Raw genomic sequence first — 18,413 nt, forward strand, 5'->3', positions numbered from 1 at the left:
CATAATATATGTATTATACCATTAAAAGAGACTAAATATAATAGAAATAATAGCACCCACTAAAATAACAACAGTTGCGACAGTGAGAATGATACTGCCAAAGAATACAACAGCAGCCAAAATAATCCCTAAAACAATAAACAAGACAATTCGACTAAGCCAGCTTGTACTAGTAAAGCTATACACCTTAACTTTCGGTTCATATTGATTGTTTTCATCGTAATATTGTTGCTCGTCATTGATATTGGTTGGCGTTGAATCTACATGGACGGAATCGCCTACCTCTTCAATAGTTACACCATCAAATTCTCGTCTCTCATCATCGGATAATACGCGTGTATTAGGTTCACCAGAATAAGTACTGCGACTATAAGTATCATCTGATTGACCATTTCTATATGTATATTGATTATTGTTTATATTGTGTTGATCATTCATATGTATTTCCTTTATATGAACAAATAATAATAAATTTTATACAATTTATTATACCATATTTTACCATCATAATAGCAAATAGAAATCCCTTCAGATATAAAGCCATATATCTGAAGGGATTATTTTTTATATTACTTAATGCTAATATATGTTAACACTCATATCAGTCATTTAAGAATTTTTTAAGTAATTCATTTACCATTCCAGGATTAGCTCGGCCTTTGGATTCCTTCATAACTTGACCAACTAAGAAGCCTATAGCCTTACCATTACCACTCTTGAAGTCTGCTACTGGTTGTGGATTATTAGCAATAACTTGCTTAACAATTTCTTCAATAGCACCAGTATCTGTGATTTGAACTAGACCTTCCTCTTTTACAATAGTATCAGCATCCTTGCCGGATTCCCACATGGATACGATAACTTTTTTCGCAATTTTACCCGAAATTGTACCTTTGTCGATTAGGGCAATCATACCAGCCAAGTTTTCAGGACTTACCTTGGATTCAGCAAATGTTAAACCGCTTTCATTAATCATCTTGGACAAGTCACCAAGCATCCAGTTAGCAACAGTCTTAGGATCTGCACCTGCTTTTACAGTAGCATCTAAGAAGTCCGCTGTTTTACGGGATACAGTAAGAATAGTTGCATCTTCACGAGACAAGCCATATTCAGATACAAAACGTTCAATCTTAGCATCTTGTAATTCTGGCAGTGCACGACGTACTTCTTCGATTTTTTCATCTGTAATTACGATTGGTACCAAATCTGGTTCTGGGAAGTAACGGTAATCGTTTTCTTCGTCTTTTTTACGCATACCAAGAGTGATACCTTGTGCATCATCCCAAGTACGTGTTTCTTGATCTACAGTACCGCCAGCTTCGATTAACTTAGCTTGGCGCAATGCTTCATATTCAACAACTTTTTGGATTGCAGTTAAAGAGTTAACATTTTTAGTTTCTGTACGTGTACCAAATTCTGTAGTGCCACGTAAACGTACGGATACGTTACAGTCACCACGCAAAGAACCCTCTTCCATACGACCGTCAGATACTTCTAAATATTGCAAAATAGAACGTAATTTTTCAACGTATGCTCTCGCTTCTGCACCGGAACGAATATCTGGTTCAGATACGATTTCAAGAAGAGGTACACCCGTACGATTGTAGTCAACATTAGAAGATTTAGAGTCGGAAATAGTGTTGCCACTATGGACGAGTTTACCTGCATCCTCTTCCATATGAATACGGGTAATACCGATGCGTTTAGTTTCACCATTAACCTCAATATCTAAATGACCATTTAAGCAAATTGGCAAATCATATTGAGATGTTTGATAGTTTTTAGGCAAATCAGGATAATAGTAGTTTTTACGGTCAAATTTGTTAAAGTTAAGGATTTCACAATTCAATGCTAAACCTACTTTAATAGCAAATTCTACTACTTGTTTATTTAACACAGGCATTGCACCAGGTAAGCCAAGGCACACTGGGCATACATGTGTATTTTGATCACCGCCAAATTCAGTGGTACAACCACAGAAGATTTTAGACTTAGTCTTAAGCTCTGTATGAACCTCTAAACCAACGACTGTTTCGTATTTACTACTCATAGAGAAACCTCCCCAGTTGGTGCTACTAATTGACAGTCTGGACGTGCTTGTTCAAATGTGAAAGCGGCACGTAACAATGTTTCTTCACCCATAGCAGGTCCAAGCAATTGTAAGCCGATTGGCAAATTACTGTTGCTCATACCTGCTGGAATGCTAATGCCTGGAATACCTGCAAGGTTTGCTGGTACCGTACAGATATCTTCTAAATACATTGCCAATGGGTCATTTGCTTTTTCACCAAATTTATAAGACGTATTAGGTGCCGTTGGTGTTAAAATCAAATCCACTTTGGAGAATGCTTCATCAAATTCATTTTTAATGAGGCGGCGGACTTTTAATGCTTTCAAATAGTAAGCATCATAGTAACCAGCGCTCAATACATAAGTACCTAACAAGATACGGCGTTGTACCTCAGGGCCAAAACCTTCTGTACGAGTTTTAGTATACATGTCTACTAGATTATCTGCAGGTACGCGCATACCATAGCTTACGCCGTCATAACGAGCCAAGTTGGAGCTTGCCTCTGCCAATGCGATGATATAGTATGCAGACAACGCATATTTAGAGTTAGGCAAGGAAATCTCAACGATTTCAGCACCTAATTTTTTATATGTTTCGATAGCCTCTTCCATAGCTTTGCGAACTTCACTATTAAGACCTTCACCAAAGAATTCTTTTGGCACACCAATTTTAAGATTTTTTACATCATTTACAAGAGCTGTAGTGTAATCCACACGAGCACCTGGAATCGATGTAGAATCCTTTGCATCGTAACCAGAAATAGCATTCAATACCAATGCAGCATCCGTTACATTCCGTGTAACAGGTCCGATTTGATCTAAAGAAGATGCAAAAGCAATAAGGCCGTAACGGGATACATTACCATAGGTTGGTTTTAAACCTACTACGCCACAGAAAGAGGCTGGTTGACGAATGGAGCCACCTGTATCAGAACCGAGAGCCCAAATTGCAGAACCACTGGAAACAGCAGCTGCACTACCACCAGAAGAACCACCCGGTACACAGTCAATATTCCATGGATTAGTCGTTTTTGCTAATGCAGAATTCTCTGTAGAGCCGCCCATAGCAAATTCATCCATATTAAGTTTACCAAGGCTAATATAATGATTATCTTGTAAGCGCTCGATAACAGATGCATTATATGGAGGCACAAAGTTTTCTAACATCTTAGACGCACAAGTTGCAGGTTCGTCTTTGATACAAATATTATCTTTAATCGCACCAGGAATACCAGCTAATGGAGAAATCGCTTCACCTTTAGCAATTGCTTCGTCTACAACCTTAGCTATAGTTAAAGCACGGTCATGAGAATCGAACAAGTACGCATGCACAGTCGGTTCCACTTTAGCTTTATGAGCAATAACAGCATTCGTCAATTCAACGGCACTGATTTCTTTATTCACAAGTTTTTTATGTAATTCATGAATTGTCGACACAGCAAAATCTCCTATTCTTGTACAACACGAGGCACTTTAAAGTACCCATCTTCTGCTTCTGGAGCATTGGATAAAGCTAACTCATGATCAAGGGATGGTTTCTTTTCATCCTCTCTAAATACATTGTGTAAAGGTACAGCATGAGCCATTGGTTCAACACCATCTAGTTCTAATGCATCTAGTTCAGCAACATAGGTCAAGATGTCGGACAACTCTTTTTCTACATGTGCCATATGTTCTTCTTTAACTTCCAAACGTGAAAGCAAGGCGATTTTTTTTATTTCCTCTTGGCTGATTTTCATCGGAACACATCCTTTCATAATTACTTATTATAAAGCATAGATGTATTATTTTCAAAGGAATTACTATACCTGTACAGCGGCTTTACGTAGGACGGAGCAATCAGGTATAGTAATTCCTTTTTTTACTAATTAATGCTAATAAAACGGGGCCCATCAAAAATTAAATATCTTCTCCGAGTTCTTTTAATAGCTCTACGAACTCTTCTTCGTTTAACACACGAATACCCAATTCATTTGCTTTAGTGAGTTTACTACCACTATCTTCTCCAGCTACGACGAGTGTTGTCTTCTTAGAAACGGAACCAGTAACCTTAGCCCCATGAGCTTCAAGGATTTTACCCGCTTCAGTGCGTCCCATCACCTCAAGTTTGCCTGTGAGAACGACAATTTCCCCTTCCAATTGATTGCCTGCAGCTTCTACTACATCTACGGTCATCTTAAGACCTGCTTGAGTTAAGCCTTCAATAATTGCCACATGTGATGGATCTTGACGATATTCAATAATGCTATCTGCCATTGTGGGCCCGATTTCTTCAACTGCAACTAGCTCATCCTTAGTAATGGTCATGAACCGTTCCATAGATTTGACCACATTAGCTATAGTGGTAGCAGCCTTGGAGCCAATTAAACGGATTCCTAAACCATATAAGACTCGATCCAAACCGCGTGATTTAGAATCATTAATAGCCTTCACCAAATTTTCTGCAGATTTTTTACCCATACGATCCATCGTAACAAGTTGATCCACAGTTAAGTGATATAAATCAACCACATTTGTAATTAACTTGTTGTTGATTAAATTTTCTACGATACTAGGACCAAGGCCATCGATATTCATAGCATCACGAGAGGCAAAGTGGATAATTTGTTCCTTTTCAATGGCTGGACAATGTTTATTCGTACATCGCACTGCCGCTTCTCCTTCACGACGAACTGCAGGAGATTCACATACAGGACATGTATTAGGAATTGTAAAAGGAATTTCGGAGCCATTTCGCTTTTCAGGAACAACACGGATAACTTCTGGAATGATTTCCGCCGCCTTGTGAATGATAACGTGGTCACCAATACGGATGTCTTTTTCATTGATGAAATCTTGGTTGTGTAATGTGACACGGCTTACGTTTGTGCCAGATACAAATACGGATTCAAGCTCACCAATAGGTGTTAGAACACCTGTACGGCCTACATTAATTGTAATATCTTTTAGGATTGTTTCCACTTCTTCCGGTGGATACTTGTATGCAGTGGCCCATTTAGGATCCTTTGCAGTGCTACCAAGAACCTCTTGATCATCAAAGTTATTTACCTTAATAACCATTCCATCTGTATCATATGGAAGTTCATGGCGTTTATCACCCCAATAATCAATGGCTTCAATTACTTCATCAATTGTTTTACATACACGATAATGAGGATTTACAGAGAACTTAAAGTTCTCTAAGCTCTTAAGCAATTCCTCTTGGCTATGAATATTGGCTCCCACTTCAGAACCTATAGCATATGCGAAAAATGCAAGATTCCGGTTAGCAGTAATAGCTGGGTCTTGTTGTCGTAAGGAACCTGCTGCAGCATTGCGAGGATTTACGAAGGTCGGGAGACCTTCTTCATCACGTTCTTCATTAATACGTTTAAATTCACTATGAGGCATATACGCTTCACCACGAACTTCAATAAACTCAGGCGCATTATCTAAAAATAATGGAATAGATTTAATGGTACGTACATTAGCTGTTACATCTTCACCAACGCGACCATCACCACGCGTAACAGCACGGACAAACATACCATTTTCATAGTGTAAATTAACCGCTAAGCCATCGATTTTTAGTTCTACAACATACGAAGATGGCTTATGGCCAAGTTCCTTTTCTACACGATTTCCAAATGCTCGTACTTCATCAGCATTAAATACATTACTGAGGCTTAACATAGGACGTCCATGAACGACCTTTTCAAAAGAGCCTTCTACCTTCATACCGACCCGTTGTGTTGGAGAAGATGGCACAATATATTCAGGATGAGCTGTTTCTAAATCCACAAGCTCACGATATTTTTTATCATATTCAAAGTCGCTCATAGTAGGAGCATCTTTTACGTAGTATAAATACTGCGCATGAGTAAGCTCCTGTTGCAACTCTTTAATTCTATCTTTCGGATTCATTTTACACCCTTTTATACACAAATATATTTAGTTATATGATTGTATGTGTTTTCTATTTAAATATAAACGTAATTAGACGAATCATCCCTTTTTAACAGGCGCAAATTTTGCCATTACGACACGTACACCTTGTGTAGGGAACTCGATAGTCAATTTCATACCCGCCCCTTCACCAGTTACGTTGATTACTTTACCATTACCCCATTTACTATGAATAGCCGTATCGCCCACCTTCCAGTCGGCAATTACTTCATTACGAACAATTGGCTTCGTCACAGGGCGGCTAGTAACACTCATATGTTGGGGTACATGACGTTTAATATCGTCAGGCACTTTACGCTTAGCACGTAAGCCATCTACTAATTCTTCGGGAATTTCATCGATAAATCGAGATGGTAAATAACTACTAGTACGGCCAAATACGGTTCTAGTAGTGGCATTAGAAATATATAATTCCTTTTCAGCACGCGTAATACCTACATAAGCAAGACGACGTTCCTCTTCAATTTCTTCAGGGTTCATCAAGGTACGACTATGAGGGAATAAACCTTCTTCCAACCCACATAAGAATACGATAGGAAATTCCAAACCCTTTGCAGCATGTAATGTCATCAATGTCACTTTAGCCTCTTCTTGTTCGAAGGAGTCTACATCGTTAACAAGTGCTACTTGCTCTAAAAAGTCCTCTACAGTACCAGATGGATTTGTATCTTGGAAGTCTTTTGCCACAGATAAAAGCTCACCAATATTCTCAGCACGAGCTTGATCTTGTGGGTCTGTACTCTCTTCTAATTGTGCCAAATAACCTGTTCTATCTAGAATAGACTCTAAGATATCGAGTACAGTTTTATCTTCCATTTCAGAAACAAGAGTAAAGATGAGAATACCGAATTCTTCTAACTTTTCTTTAGTTTTTCCCTTGATAGAATCAATTAAGTGTAACTGCGTAAGCGTCATAAACAAAGACGTTCCTTTTTCACGAGCATAGTCTTGTAGTTTAGCAACTGTAGTGGCCCCAATACTCCGTTTTGGCACATTAATGATGCGCAATAAGCTCAAATCATCAAAGGGATTGTATAATACGCGTAAATAAGCTAAAACGTCTTTGATTTCTTTACGATCATAGAACTTTGTGCCCCCTACCATCGTATAGGGTAAGGCCCGCTTAATAAGTGCTTCTTCAAGGACACGAGACTGGGCGTTTGTACGATATAAAATGGCCATATCCCCATATGGAACATCGTGAATATCATGTTTTTTAGCGATTGTGTCACCGATAAAAGCTGCTTCCTCATGTTCGGATTGAGCCGTAAAATGCTGAATTTTTGCGCCTTCTATTTTATCGGTCCAAAGATTTTTCTCTGGGCGACCTTCATTATTATCGATAACAGCATTGGCTGCATCGAGAATAATCTTAGTAGAACGATAGTTTTGCTCTAATTTAATAGATGTACAATTAGGATAGTCCTTTTCAAAATCTAAGATATTTTGAATATCAGCGCCACGCCAAGCGTAAATACTTTGATCAGCATCACCCACGACGGCAATATTCTTCCAATGTGAAGCTAATAATTTCGCCAATAAATATTGTGCATGGTTTGTATCTTGATACTCGTCAATCATGACATAACGGAAACGATGACTATATTTATCAAGAACAGTTGCATTAGACTGTAATAATTTAACGGCTACTAATAATAGATCATCAAAATCTAATGCATTATTCTTGCGCAACTCCCGCTCATAATACTCATAAACATCAGCTACCTTTTGTTGGTAAAAGTCTCGTGCTTGTTTTCTAAAATCAGAAGCAAAAAGTAATTTATTCTTAGCATCTGATATGGCAGCAATCATAGCCCCTACAGGATAGTATTTATCATCCAAATTTAACGCTTTCAATGCGGCCTTAATAACAGCTTGAGAGTCAGATGTGTCATAGATAGTAAAATTGCTGTTATACCCTAAGAAACTATCTATTTCAAAACGTAAAAACTTAGCACAAAAGCTGTGGAATGTACTGAGCCAAATACGATTTGCCACATCGCCTACAAGACCTTCTACACGGCTTTTCATTTCTTTCGCCGCTTTATTGGTGAAAGTAATCGCCAAGATTTCATAAGGATTAACACCTTGTGCCAATAAATGTGCAATACGAACTGTTAAGACCTTTGTTTTACCAGATCCAGCACCAGCTAAAATCAATAAAGGGCCTTCCGTATGCTGGACTGCTTGTTGTTGTTCTTTATTTAAACCTGTTAATAATGAATTCATCGAAACACACCTATTGCCCTTACTTATGCAATACAAACTCCAAATATACATAAATGATCTTTATAAATCTGTGAAATAAGTATGTATAGTTAAAAGCTAAATTATTATATGCAAATAAACACATTTATAATAGCAATTAAAATATTCATGCAATATACTTGAAGCCCTATAAATAGAGAAGAAGAACGTTGCGAGCAACGTTCTTTTTTAGTTTGTATACTATTTCATAGCACCAAGAATTGGTGGTACAATTTGTTTTTTACGAGACATAGTATTAGGTAAGAATACACCATTATCTTTTATTTCTTTTTCAAATGCTTTAGTAACTACAGCTTCTACATCGCCACTAAACAACAATGTTGTACTCTCATCGAGAATATTTGTAATCATGATGTAAGATGCATCGTAGTTATTAGCATTGCGAAGCGCTTCTAAGGCTTGTACTAGTTCACCTTGTTTAGCCAATATATCAGTTGTATCCATAACAGAAATTTGACCGATAGAAATAGTCTTACCTGCTTCAGAGAATTCTTTCATGTCTGTACGAACAATATCATCGTTAGTTAAATCAGAAATATCTGCTCCCGCTTTCAACATATCTAGCCCATAGGACTCAATATCTACGCCAGCGATTTCAGCTAATTTATGAGCCATTTCTTTATCTGTTTCTGTACATGTTGGAGAACGGAATAACACAGTATCAGAAATGATAGCAGATAACATCAAGCCTGCAACGCCTTTAGGAATTTCTTGATTATTCTCCATGTACAACTTAGTAATGATTGTATTAGAGCAACCTACAGGTTCTAAACGCATGAATACAGGTCCATCAGTTTCGAAGTCACCAATGCGGTGATGATCGACAACACCACACATATTCATGGATTTATAGCCATCAATTATTTGTTTGGATTCGTTATGGTCTGTTAAATACAAATTACCGCCTTCTGGAGCAAACTCTTCCCAATTTTTAACAACTTGAGGGTGAGCAAAGCCAAAATGGTTCAAAATATATGTTGTTTCTTTGTTAGCTTCACCTGCACAGACTGGAGTTGCTGGTGTCCCCATTTGTGTTAGTAAGTTAGCAAAGGAAATAGCAGAACAAATTGAATCAGTATCAGGGCTTTTATGACCTGCTACATATGTTTTTACATCACTCATAATATACCTCTTTTATATTAATTTCATACTTAATATCGACTTACGTCAATCCGATTTTTAACTATATCATTATATCATAAATCATACAAAAAAACACGCCACTACTAAGTAGTGACGTGTTTTTAACATTCTATAAAATTATCTAATATAAATGATTAGTCGTGATTCTTTTTGCGGTTTGTAAACAAACCAGGTCCAATTGTTTCAATGATGATAAACAACATTGGGATGATAAAGATACCAAACAATGTAGCTGTTGTCATCCCTGCTACTACAGTAATACCCATAGAAGTACGTGCACCAGAACCAGCACCACTAGATACTGCCAATGGTAATACACCAAGGATAAATGCAAAGGATGTCATCAAAATTGGACGCAAACGAATTTTTGCAGCTTCGATAGCAGCATCAACAACATTCATACCACGCTCGTCAACGCGAATCTTAGCATACTCGATAATCAAAATCGCATTTTTCGCAGCCAAGCCAACCAAGGTTAAGAGACCGATCTGCATATAAATATCATTTGCTAAGAAATATCTGCCTGTGAAGTTCAATAAGAATGGTACTAAAGAAGCACCAATCATACCAGATGGTACGGAGAACAATACGGCAAATGGAACCTTCCAAGACTCATATAAGGCAGCCAAGATTAAGAATACAAAGACAAGCCCTAAACCTAGAATCAACATAGTTTGAGAACCGGCTTTTAACTCTTCACGAGATTGCCCTGCCCAATCATATGTATAACCAGCAGGTAATGTTTTAGCGGCGGCCTCTTTTAATGCATTGATAGCATCACCAGAGGAATATCCTCTAGCTTGAGAACCACCAATTTGTACGGCCATCGCATTATCAAAGCGAGTAATGCTAGATGGTGTACCCGTTTGTTCCTTTGTAATATAGTTAGAAACAGGTACCATTTGGCCATTACTATTTCTAACAGCTAACATATTAAGCTGATCTGCATTTTGACGATATGCGTCTTCCGCTTGGACTACAACCTTATAGTTTTTACCATAAGTAGTAAAGTCGTTAACTTGAATACTACCGTAGAACCCTTGCAAAGTGGTAAAGATATCAGCTAATACTACACCATCTTGAGCCGCTTTTTCACGATTTACATCAAATTGTAATGTCGGCGTAGATGTATCAAAAGTAGTATAAATGGATTGAATTGCTGGGCTCTTACGAGCTTCCGCAATAAATTCATTAGTACGATCAGCCATAACTTGTGGACTATCGCCAGCTTTATTGATGATGTACATACTAAAACCACCAGTTGTACCCAAACCAGGAATGGATGGTGGATTCATAGCAATTACAGTTGCTTCTGGTACACCTTGAGCGGCAAAACCAAAGGTTTGACCAACCATTGCATTAATAGAAGTTGCAGCAGTAGTACGATATTTCCAGTCAGACATAGTAGCAAAAATTACACCAGCACTAGACTTTTGACCACCACCTAAAAGGTCAAAACCAGCGACAGTAAATACTTCTTGGAATAATTGTTCATCCTTAGGTTTTTCAGGATCATTTTTTTCTTCCAAGAAAGATGCAATTTTTTCAAGTGTAGCCATAGTCCGTTCAGATGTAGCACCAGGTGGCTCATTAATAGCAATCATGTAGTAACCACTATCTTCAGCTGGTACGAAAGAAGTTGGTAAGAAGTGGAATACTAAGGCTGTACCACCTGCAAATACTAGCAATGTAATAACAATTAAACTTAAACGATGGCTTAAACGCGCTAATTGGATGCCATACCAATTACTGAATCGTTCTAAAGCAACATTAAACTTATTTAATTGGCGATGTAACCAATCTTCACGATTTTTAGATATATGTGGTTTCAACATGGTAGCACATAATGCTGGTGTCAACACAAGTGCAATAATAGCTGAAATTACAACGGAAACAGCAATCGTTAATGCGAACTGTTTGTAAAGGATGCCTGTCATACCACCCATGAAAGCAACTGGTACAAATACAGCAGTCAATACAAAGGCAATACCAATTACTGGTCCTTGCACATTTTCCATTGCTTTAATAGCCGCCTCTTTTGGAGGTAAACCATTATATTTTAACTCATATTCAACAGCCTCTACCACTACGATAGCATCATCAACAACAAGGCCGATAGCCAAAACCATGGCAAAAAGCGTCAAAGTGTTAATAGAGAAATCTAATAAAACAAAAGCACCAAATGTGCCAAGCAAAGATACTGGCACAGCAATCATAGGAATGATTGTGGATCGCCAAGATTGTAAGAAGACATATACTACAACTAAAACAAGGAGCAATGCCTCTACAAATGTATGCTCAACCTCATTAATAGATGCACTTACGAATTTAGTATTATCTACAACTACGTTATATTGCATATCTGGTGGGAAGGATTTAGATTGCTCATCTAGAACCTTCTTAACATTAGCAATTGTTTCTAATGCATTAGCATCATTTTGTAGGGAAATAGCAAAACCGGCAACCTCTTTATGAGCAGATTTTGCGATGAAGTCATACCCTTCAGCCCCAATTTGAATACGGGAGACATCTTTTAGATGTAATACCTTACCATTAGTGCTTTTAATAGCAATATTGCCAAATTGTTCAGGTGTTACGAGACGTCCATCAATTTTGATAGGATATTGAAAGGCTTGTTCACCATTTGTAGGGTTTTTCCCTACTGTACCTGCTGCGGCTTGTAAGTTTTGACCTTTTATAGCCGCCGTAACTTCAGAGATAGTAACACCAAGTTTTTGCATCTTCGCAGGATCCAACCAAATGCGCATAGAATAATCAGAGCCGAACTCCTGTACAGAACCAACACCCTTAATGGATTTGATTGTATCCATCATATAATTGGTACCATAGTTCTTTAAGAATGTTGCATCATATGTGCCATTTGGTGAACTCAAAGAGAATATAAGTGCCATATCACCAGAAGATTTAGTAGTTGTAACACCTACAGCCTGTACCTCTGAAGGCAATTGTGCAAGTGCTGCTTGAACACGGTTTTGCGTATTAACCGCATCCATATCAGCATCTGTACCTTGATTGAACTGAACAGTCAACGAATAGCTACCGTTACTGGAACTATTAGATGTCATATAGTCCATATCTTGTACGCCTACAATCTGCGTTTCAATAACACTGGCTACTGTATCATTAACAACTTGAGCAGTTGCACCAGTATAAGCAGTATTAACTTGAACTGTAGGTGGAGAAATTTGTGGATATCGAGCTACCGGAAGGTTCATCATAGAGATAAGCCCTACCAACGTGATAACAATGGCTATTACGATGGCAAAGATAGGTCGATTAATAAAGAATTTCGACACGATCTATCCTCCTTTTATTTTGTAGCTTTCAACTGTTCTTTAGTTAGTAGTTTGCCATTTACTTTTACGCCATTTTTCACCTTAGTTAAGCCGTCAACGATGATTGTATCACCAGCAGCCAAACCAGATTTAATGATCGTTTCATTACCTTTAGTACCACCAATCTCTACTGTCTTTTGTTCTACTACACCAGCTGCATTTACAACATAAACAAAGTTTTTGTCCATGATTTGTAAAATTGCACGACTTGGTACAAGGATTGCATTTTTAAGCTTTTCACCAGGAGAAACAACAGTAGCATACATATTAGGTAATAATAAATGATTAGGATTTGGGAAGGACGCTTTCAATACAAGCTTACCCGTAGATTGATCTAAACTCTTAGCCGCTTGCACGATAGAACCAAGTTCATTATATGTTTCGCCATTAGCAAGTTTTAATTGAATATTTGGACCATTAGAATCATCCGTTGTAGGATTCTTCATAAAATCAAGATATTCTTGCTCAGTCATACTAAACTCAACGAAGATTGGATCAATAGAATCGATTGTAACCAATGTAGTAGAGCCAGCCTGAACATAAGTGCCTGTATCTACGTCATCCATGCGTAATGTACCAGAATATGGTGCATATACCATGGTATCCCCCATATTATCTTGAGCAATTTTCACGGATGCTTCATACGCTTCATAAGTAGCCTTAGCTTGCTCTGTAGCACTACGTTGCGTATCTACACGTTGTTGAGCAATCGCATCTTGTGATGCCAAAGTTTCATAACGTTGAAGATCTACTTCAGCATTTTTCAAGTTTGCATTAGCTTGAGCGGCTTGTGCTTCTGCATTAGCAAGACTCGCTTCATATTGACGAGAATCAATTCGATATAATGGTTGTCCCGCTACTACTTGTTCCCCACCTTTTACAAACTTCTCAACAATATAACCACTTACACGAGCATGTACAGCTACAGAGTTCTCCGCAACTACAGTGCCAGCAAATGTTTGATCAACTTGTGTATCACTTGCTGTAAGTTTATATGTATTAACATTAATCTCACCAGCTTGCTGTTGATTGTTGCCACACCCTGCAATCATCACAGCAGACATTACGAGAGCTGCTAACATACGGGAATAACGATACTTCATTATCTGTACTCCTTTTCAGAAACGAATCATTCATGTCACATAATTTCATAAATATCTTTATATATTTTACAGGATTATATAGATAAAGTCAATTTTTCCGATACCTTTCAACCATTGTTAAACACAGATAAAATCTGATTAAACTCGCAAACATTGTATACAATAAAAATGATAAAAACCATTGACTTTAAATTTGTAATTTGAACACTGTTAGATAAAAAATATAAAATTATAACTAATTAGTTTACTTTATCTACTTTCACATACTACAGTATAGCCACTATCATTCACTAAAATCGCTTCACTATTATTTATCGCCACTAATGATATCTTATCTTGATAGTTTTCTAGTATCTTCTGGGTGGATTCTTCAAATGGATATTCCCCTATATGAGGTAAAACATAATGTTCAAATACATTTACACCCGTATAATCATCTAGTTCAGATGCTATGCTTTTATCATCCATCATCTGACTATATTCAATATTTTCGGACATAATAATCGCTCCAGCAGATTCACCAATATAAAATAAGCCTTCTTTGATTCTTTCATAAAGTAGGCCTATAAGATTTTTCTTTTTCAGCTCTTGTAATAGATAAAATGTGTTACCACCAGATATACAGATACATTCAGTCTTTGAAAGTTTATTCTTTAAATAATCTTCATCATATTTAGAAATATCAATAATTTCCAATTCATATCCTAAAGACTTTAACATCTCAACACCTTCATCAATATATCCAGTATATGGTTCAACATTACCAGCAGTAGGAATAAAAACTATCTTATTCGAATCCATTTTCGAAAGATATTTTTTTGTTATACTTTCTGTTCCCGCTAAATATGACATAAGTAACATTTCCATGAACTATCACCTCTCACAAATTTATAACTGTTTATTAATGGCAAGATTAATTTAATATAGAAAAACCACTTAATCGGCTATTCTATATCTATTATAGCCGAATAATCATAAATTTATCTGTAAGTACAGAATTATTTCTAATAAAAATGTACTTTTCTAGTTGGTGGAGATGAGGGGAGTCGAACCCCTGTCCAAAAGTGTTGCCATATAGACTTCTCCGAGCACAGTCTATGATTGAGATTTCGGGTTGCTATCGCTCACAGACAAGCTACACAACCCCAGTTCATATTGTCTCGCCTAATTCATATGAACAACTAAATTAGACCAGCCTACTGTTTGACGTCCATTCACACTTGGTAGGCACAAGTATGAGGGACGTAGCTTATGCAGCTAATGCAAAATTTTCTTCTGCGTTTAAATGTTTTCCCACCGTTTAACGGCCTCATGGAACGCCGACTCGCTATCTATACCACACGCACCCCTGTCGAAACCTTTACATCCCCGTGCGTCGGTCTCATAATTATAAGCCCATTTAATACAGCTGTCAATTATATAGAGCCTTTATAATTCAGTTAAATCTATAACTTCTAGATTACTTTATCCACTACTACAAATGAAGCTATTATATAGAATCATAAAATTAATTCAATTCTTTGATAGCTTTATCCAATGTCCGGCACACATAATCAATTTGTTCTTTATTATGAGCAGCTGTAACGGTTAAACGAATTCTACTTTCACCAACAGGAACTGTAGGCGGACGTATCGCTGTACCTATAATTCCAGCATTGTATAGATAATCAGATACTGCTAGTGTATCTTCATTACTTCCGATTAATATTGGGAAAATTGGAGTTTCATTGGTCGCTTCAATTCCCATGGCAATCAATTGAAGAGCCATATAGTTTACGTTCTCTTGTAAACGTCCTAATACAGATGTATCAGACTCAAGAATATGCAACGCAGCCAGGGCTGCCCCTATGTCAGCAGGAGATAATGCAGTGGAGAATATAAAGCTACGACTCATATTCACAAGATAATCAATGATGGTGCTATTAGCAGCTACATAGCCGCCAACAGAACCTAACGATTTGCTCAATGTACCTAGCTGAATATCCACTTCTTTCTCGAGACCATAATAAGCAGCCGTTCCATGACCGCTACCAATGGTCCCCGTCGCATGAGCATCGTCTACCATAAGTAAAGCATTATACTCACGGCTAACCTCGTAAAGCTTATCTAATGGGGCTATATCGCCATCCATGCTAAAGACCCCATCTGTGACAATGAGCTTACGTGCATTACGATCTACTTGTTTAAGTAAAAACTTTAACTCCTCTACATCACAGTGACTATAGGCTTTTACAGTAGCCTTACTCAATCTACAACCATCAATAATACTAGCATGGTTTAATTCATCGCTAAAAATGGTCATATTTTTATTTGCTATGGCAGAAATAGTACCTACATTTGCCATGTAACCCGTATTAAAGACGAGAGCTTTTTCTGTATTCTTAAATTTTGCTAGTTCTCTTTCAAGATCTGTAAACAAGGGAAATGTACCGGATACCAGACGCGATCCACCTGATCCAGTACCATATTGTTGAGCTCCCTTAATGGCCCCCTCTATTACACGTTCATCAAAAGTAAGACCTAAATAATTATTTGACGCCATCATCAAATATTCTTTATCATTTCTTTTAACACGTACTGCGTCTATAGGGCAATATTCCGTTAATGTACGCAAATTTAGGTTATTGATTTTATTATTTAATTGCTCTTGGAAGAATTTATACATACAATCACCGCTGAACAAGTACTGGTGCTTTTTCCAAATACTTGATTACACAGTCCACATCAGTATTTGGTTTAACAAAAAATACACGCCCTCCTAGATTAGATCCAAATTCTTTCATGCTAGGAATTCGATGGTAAATATCATTGCAAGCAACATAGCCTACTGTGTAATCAGGATCATCAGACCAACATAATTCACCTACAATCCCCTCTGCAGATTGCACTTTAGAAGCCAATACTAAGGCCTCTCTCATATGTTCATTTTCCCCTAGTTTTTCAGAGTCAAAGGAGTCCATATGACTCACGCGAACACCACGGTTACCAGAATCTATGCGCTCACCAGAAATTGCATCAACCAACATAGCACCTCGCATAGATGAATCTAAACCTTCTAATAGAAAAATAGCATGTTTAACAGCAGTTTCACTAATATCAGCGCCCTGTAAAAGTTCAACAGCTAATTGATGTGCCTCGGCAACAGTATTCGCCAAATGTTCATTTACCTTTAAACATTCTATATATGTAATTGTTTCTGCAGGAATTAAGTCCACTGTAATATTAATAAAATCAGCTGTCCCCTTACTATGATGCAGCGCTCGTTCGGCTAAAGACTGGGCAATAGATCCAACTTGATTTAAGGTCACAATGCGTTCTGCGCCAGAAATATGGTGGCCCCCGTTTTCATGGGGACCACCTTGAGCCGCGCGCATACGCACACTATATAATTCGTCCATTATGATACCTTACCTTTAACTACATTACTTTGAGGTACTTGGTTGTGAATTTTATAGAATACTTTCACAAATACTGGTGCCATAATTACTGTAAAGATCATACCTGGAACTGCGAGAGCTATCATCGGTAATGCAGCCTTACCAACGTATAAAGACAAAGATAATCGCGCTAAAGCAGATGCAATTGGACCAGAAACCATAATACCTATCATGTGATTATGGCAGATCCAAAGGATTAGTCCCACAATGAGCCGGAATTGCATAGCAATCATAACATTTAAAATGGTTTGAGTACCTAATGCTAAGCCTATTAGACTAGATAAACAACCACTTATAATATACTTTTTAAATCCGAATACGGCACATATCGCTACCGCCAACGGGGCTGATAATTGAAACTCTATACCTGGAATGACATTAGGTATTTTAATAGCCCCTAATACAGTAATCATGGCAGTTAAAATAGCAACCTCTGTAATGTACCGAATGTTCTGATTCATAATGTATCTCCTCTACTTAGAAAATGTCAACTACAAACATCTCTTATTGTTTACATTATAAATTCTCACTGTATTTTTATCAACCACTAAAAATAACATAGTTAACAAATATACAAAAAGAACCAAGCCATATCGACTTGATTCCTTATAATTCTTAATATTTTTGTTGCTCTTTAATTCGCTTAGCAATATCGCGCTTGGCATCACGTTCCGCCATATCTTGACGCTTGTCATAAAGTTTCTTACCAGTTACTAGACCCACAGTAACCTTTACATAACCGTGACTAAAATGAAAGTTTAGCGGCACTAAAGAAAATCCTTTTTCCTTAACTTGAGCATGTAACTTATTGATTTCAGATTTATGCATCAATAACTTGCGTGTCCGCTCCGGTTCATGGTTAAAACGATTACCTTGTTCATACGGACTGATATGTACACCATACAATAAAATTTCCCCTTTATCTATACGACAAAAGCTGTCCTTAAGATTAAGCTTACCTTGACGAATAGACTTTATTTCAGTTCCTGTTAAAGCAATACCAGCTTCATAGGTTTCATGAATATGAAAATCATGACGCGCCTTACGATTGTCAGCAATAAGCGATGGGCTAGATTTCTTTGCCATATTCT

General features: G+C 37.4%; 14 protein-coding genes and 1 other RNA gene. All 15 read right to left on the bottom strand.

Features of this window, described 5'->3' with window-relative positions; genetic code table 11:
* Positions 1-21: 21 nt before the first annotated feature.
* Positions 22-438 (bottom strand): DUF4229 domain-containing protein, encoded by a 417-nt coding sequence (locus KHY58_RS01325; RefSeq protein ID WP_278471608.1) that lies wholly within the window; start codon positions 436-438, stop codon positions 22-24.
* Positions 439-601: 163 nt separating this feature from the next.
* Entirely contained in the window at positions 602-2,050 is a 1,449-nt protein-coding gene (gatB, locus tag KHY58_RS01330) for an Asp-tRNA(Asn)/Glu-tRNA(Gln) amidotransferase subunit GatB (RefSeq protein ID WP_101928315.1), read from the bottom strand.
* Positions 2,047-3,507 (bottom strand): Asp-tRNA(Asn)/Glu-tRNA(Gln) amidotransferase subunit GatA, encoded by a 1,461-nt coding sequence (gene gatA / locus KHY58_RS01335; protein ID WP_278471610.1) that lies wholly within the window; start codon positions 3,505-3,507, stop codon positions 2,047-2,049. Before gatA ends, gatB begins: the two co-directional genes overlap by 4 nt.
* Positions 3,508-3,518: 11 nt before the next feature.
* A complete protein-coding gene (gene gatC, locus KHY58_RS01340) occupies positions 3,519-3,809 on the bottom strand; it encodes an Asp-tRNA(Asn)/Glu-tRNA(Gln) amidotransferase subunit GatC (protein WP_004695967.1) in 291 nt (96 codons plus the stop codon).
* A gap of 160 nt (positions 3,810-3,969) precedes the next feature.
* Complete coding sequence (gene ligA, locus KHY58_RS01345) at positions 3,970-5,973, bottom strand: NAD-dependent DNA ligase LigA (protein ID WP_012864425.1); 2,004 nt, start codon at positions 5,971-5,973, stop codon at positions 3,970-3,972.
* Between the two features lie 81 nt (positions 5,974-6,054).
* Positions 6,055-8,244 carry a DNA helicase PcrA gene (gene pcrA, locus KHY58_RS01350; RefSeq protein ID WP_004695971.1) on the bottom strand — a complete coding sequence of 730 codons (2,190 nt, stop codon included), beginning with the start codon at positions 8,242-8,244 and terminating at the stop codon, positions 6,055-6,057.
* 219 nt (positions 8,245-8,463) lie between these two features.
* Complete coding sequence (locus KHY58_RS01355; RefSeq protein WP_012864426.1) at positions 8,464-9,405, bottom strand: manganese-dependent inorganic pyrophosphatase; 942 nt, start codon at positions 9,403-9,405, stop codon at positions 8,464-8,466.
* A 155-nt stretch (positions 9,406-9,560) separates the two neighbouring features.
* Positions 9,561-12,743, bottom strand: a complete 3,183-nt coding sequence (locus tag KHY58_RS01360) for an efflux RND transporter permease subunit (protein WP_278471612.1) — start codon at positions 12,741-12,743, stop codon at positions 9,561-9,563.
* A 14-nt stretch (positions 12,744-12,757) separates the two neighbouring features.
* Positions 12,758-13,885, bottom strand: coding sequence for an efflux RND transporter periplasmic adaptor subunit (locus KHY58_RS01365; protein WP_278471613.1), 1,128 nt, complete (start codon positions 13,883-13,885; stop codon positions 12,758-12,760).
* Between the two features lie 249 nt (positions 13,886-14,134).
* Positions 14,135-14,752, bottom strand: coding sequence for a Type 1 glutamine amidotransferase-like domain-containing protein (locus KHY58_RS01370; protein ID WP_278471616.1), 618 nt, complete (start codon positions 14,750-14,752; stop codon positions 14,135-14,137).
* Between the two features lie 161 nt (positions 14,753-14,913).
* Positions 14,914-15,255: a transfer-messenger RNA gene (gene ssrA / locus KHY58_RS01375) on the bottom strand.
* 137 nt (positions 15,256-15,392) lie between these two features.
* Positions 15,393-16,550 carry an 8-amino-7-oxononanoate synthase gene (gene bioF / locus KHY58_RS01380; protein WP_278471618.1) on the bottom strand — a complete coding sequence of 386 codons (1,158 nt, stop codon included), beginning with the start codon at positions 16,548-16,550 and terminating at the stop codon, positions 15,393-15,395.
* Positions 16,551-16,554: 4 nt separating this feature from the next.
* The gene (locus KHY58_RS01385; protein ID WP_004695984.1) at positions 16,555-17,283 is read right to left on the bottom strand and encodes a 6-carboxyhexanoate--CoA ligase; all 729 of its coding nucleotides are present in this window, start codon (positions 17,281-17,283) and stop codon (positions 16,555-16,557) included.
* A complete protein-coding gene (locus KHY58_RS01390; protein WP_004695986.1) occupies positions 17,283-17,783 on the bottom strand; it encodes a hypothetical protein in 501 nt (166 codons plus the stop codon). The genes KHY58_RS01385 and KHY58_RS01390 overlap by 1 nt, the downstream gene beginning before the upstream one ends.
* A gap of 154 nt (positions 17,784-17,937) precedes the next feature.
* A complete protein-coding gene (gene smpB / locus KHY58_RS01395) occupies positions 17,938-18,408 on the bottom strand; it encodes an SsrA-binding protein SmpB (protein ID WP_004695987.1) in 471 nt (156 codons plus the stop codon).
* Positions 18,409-18,413 lie beyond the last annotated feature (5 nt).

Source organism: Veillonella parvula (assembly GCF_018366295.1).
GTDB lineage: Bacteria > Bacillota > Negativicutes > Veillonellales > Veillonellaceae > Veillonella > Veillonella parvula_P.

Excerpts from the sequence above, each read along its gene's own strand:
- KHY58_RS01325 (WP_278471608.1), bottom strand. The coding sequence starts at position 438 with ATGAATGATCAACACAATATAAACAATAATCAATATACATATAGAAAT.
- gatB (WP_101928315.1), bottom strand. The coding sequence starts at position 2,050 with ATGAGTAGTAAATACGAAACAGTCGTTGGTTTAGAGGTTCATACAGAG.
- gatC (WP_004695967.1), bottom strand. The coding sequence starts at position 3,809 with ATGAAAATCAGCCAAGAGGAAATAAAAAAAATCGCCTTGCTTTCACGT.
- ligA (WP_012864425.1), bottom strand. The coding sequence starts at position 5,973 with ATGAATCCGAAAGATAGAATTAAAGAGTTGCAACAGGAGCTTACTCAT.
- pcrA (WP_004695971.1), bottom strand. The coding sequence starts at position 8,244 with ATGAATTCATTATTAACAGGTTTAAATAAAGAACAACAACAAGCAGTC.
- KHY58_RS01355 (WP_012864426.1), bottom strand. The coding sequence starts at position 9,405 with ATGAGTGATGTAAAAACATATGTAGCAGGTCATAAAAGCCCTGATACT.
- KHY58_RS01365 (WP_278471613.1), bottom strand. The coding sequence starts at position 13,885 with ATGAAGTATCGTTATTCCCGTATGTTAGCAGCTCTCGTAATGTCTGCT.
- KHY58_RS01370 (WP_278471616.1), bottom strand. The coding sequence starts at position 14,752 with ATGGAAATGTTACTTATGTCATATTTAGCGGGAACAGAAAGTATAACA.
- bioF (WP_278471618.1), bottom strand. The coding sequence starts at position 16,550 with ATGTATAAATTCTTCCAAGAGCAATTAAATAATAAAATCAATAACCTA.
- KHY58_RS01385 (WP_004695984.1), bottom strand. The coding sequence starts at position 17,283 with ATGGACGAATTATATAGTGTGCGTATGCGCGCGGCTCAAGGTGGTCCC.
- KHY58_RS01390 (WP_004695986.1), bottom strand. The coding sequence starts at position 17,783 with ATGAATCAGAACATTCGGTACATTACAGAGGTTGCTATTTTAACTGCC.
- smpB (WP_004695987.1), bottom strand. The coding sequence starts at position 18,408 with ATGGCAAAGAAATCTAGCCCATCGCTTATTGCTGACAATCGTAAGGCG.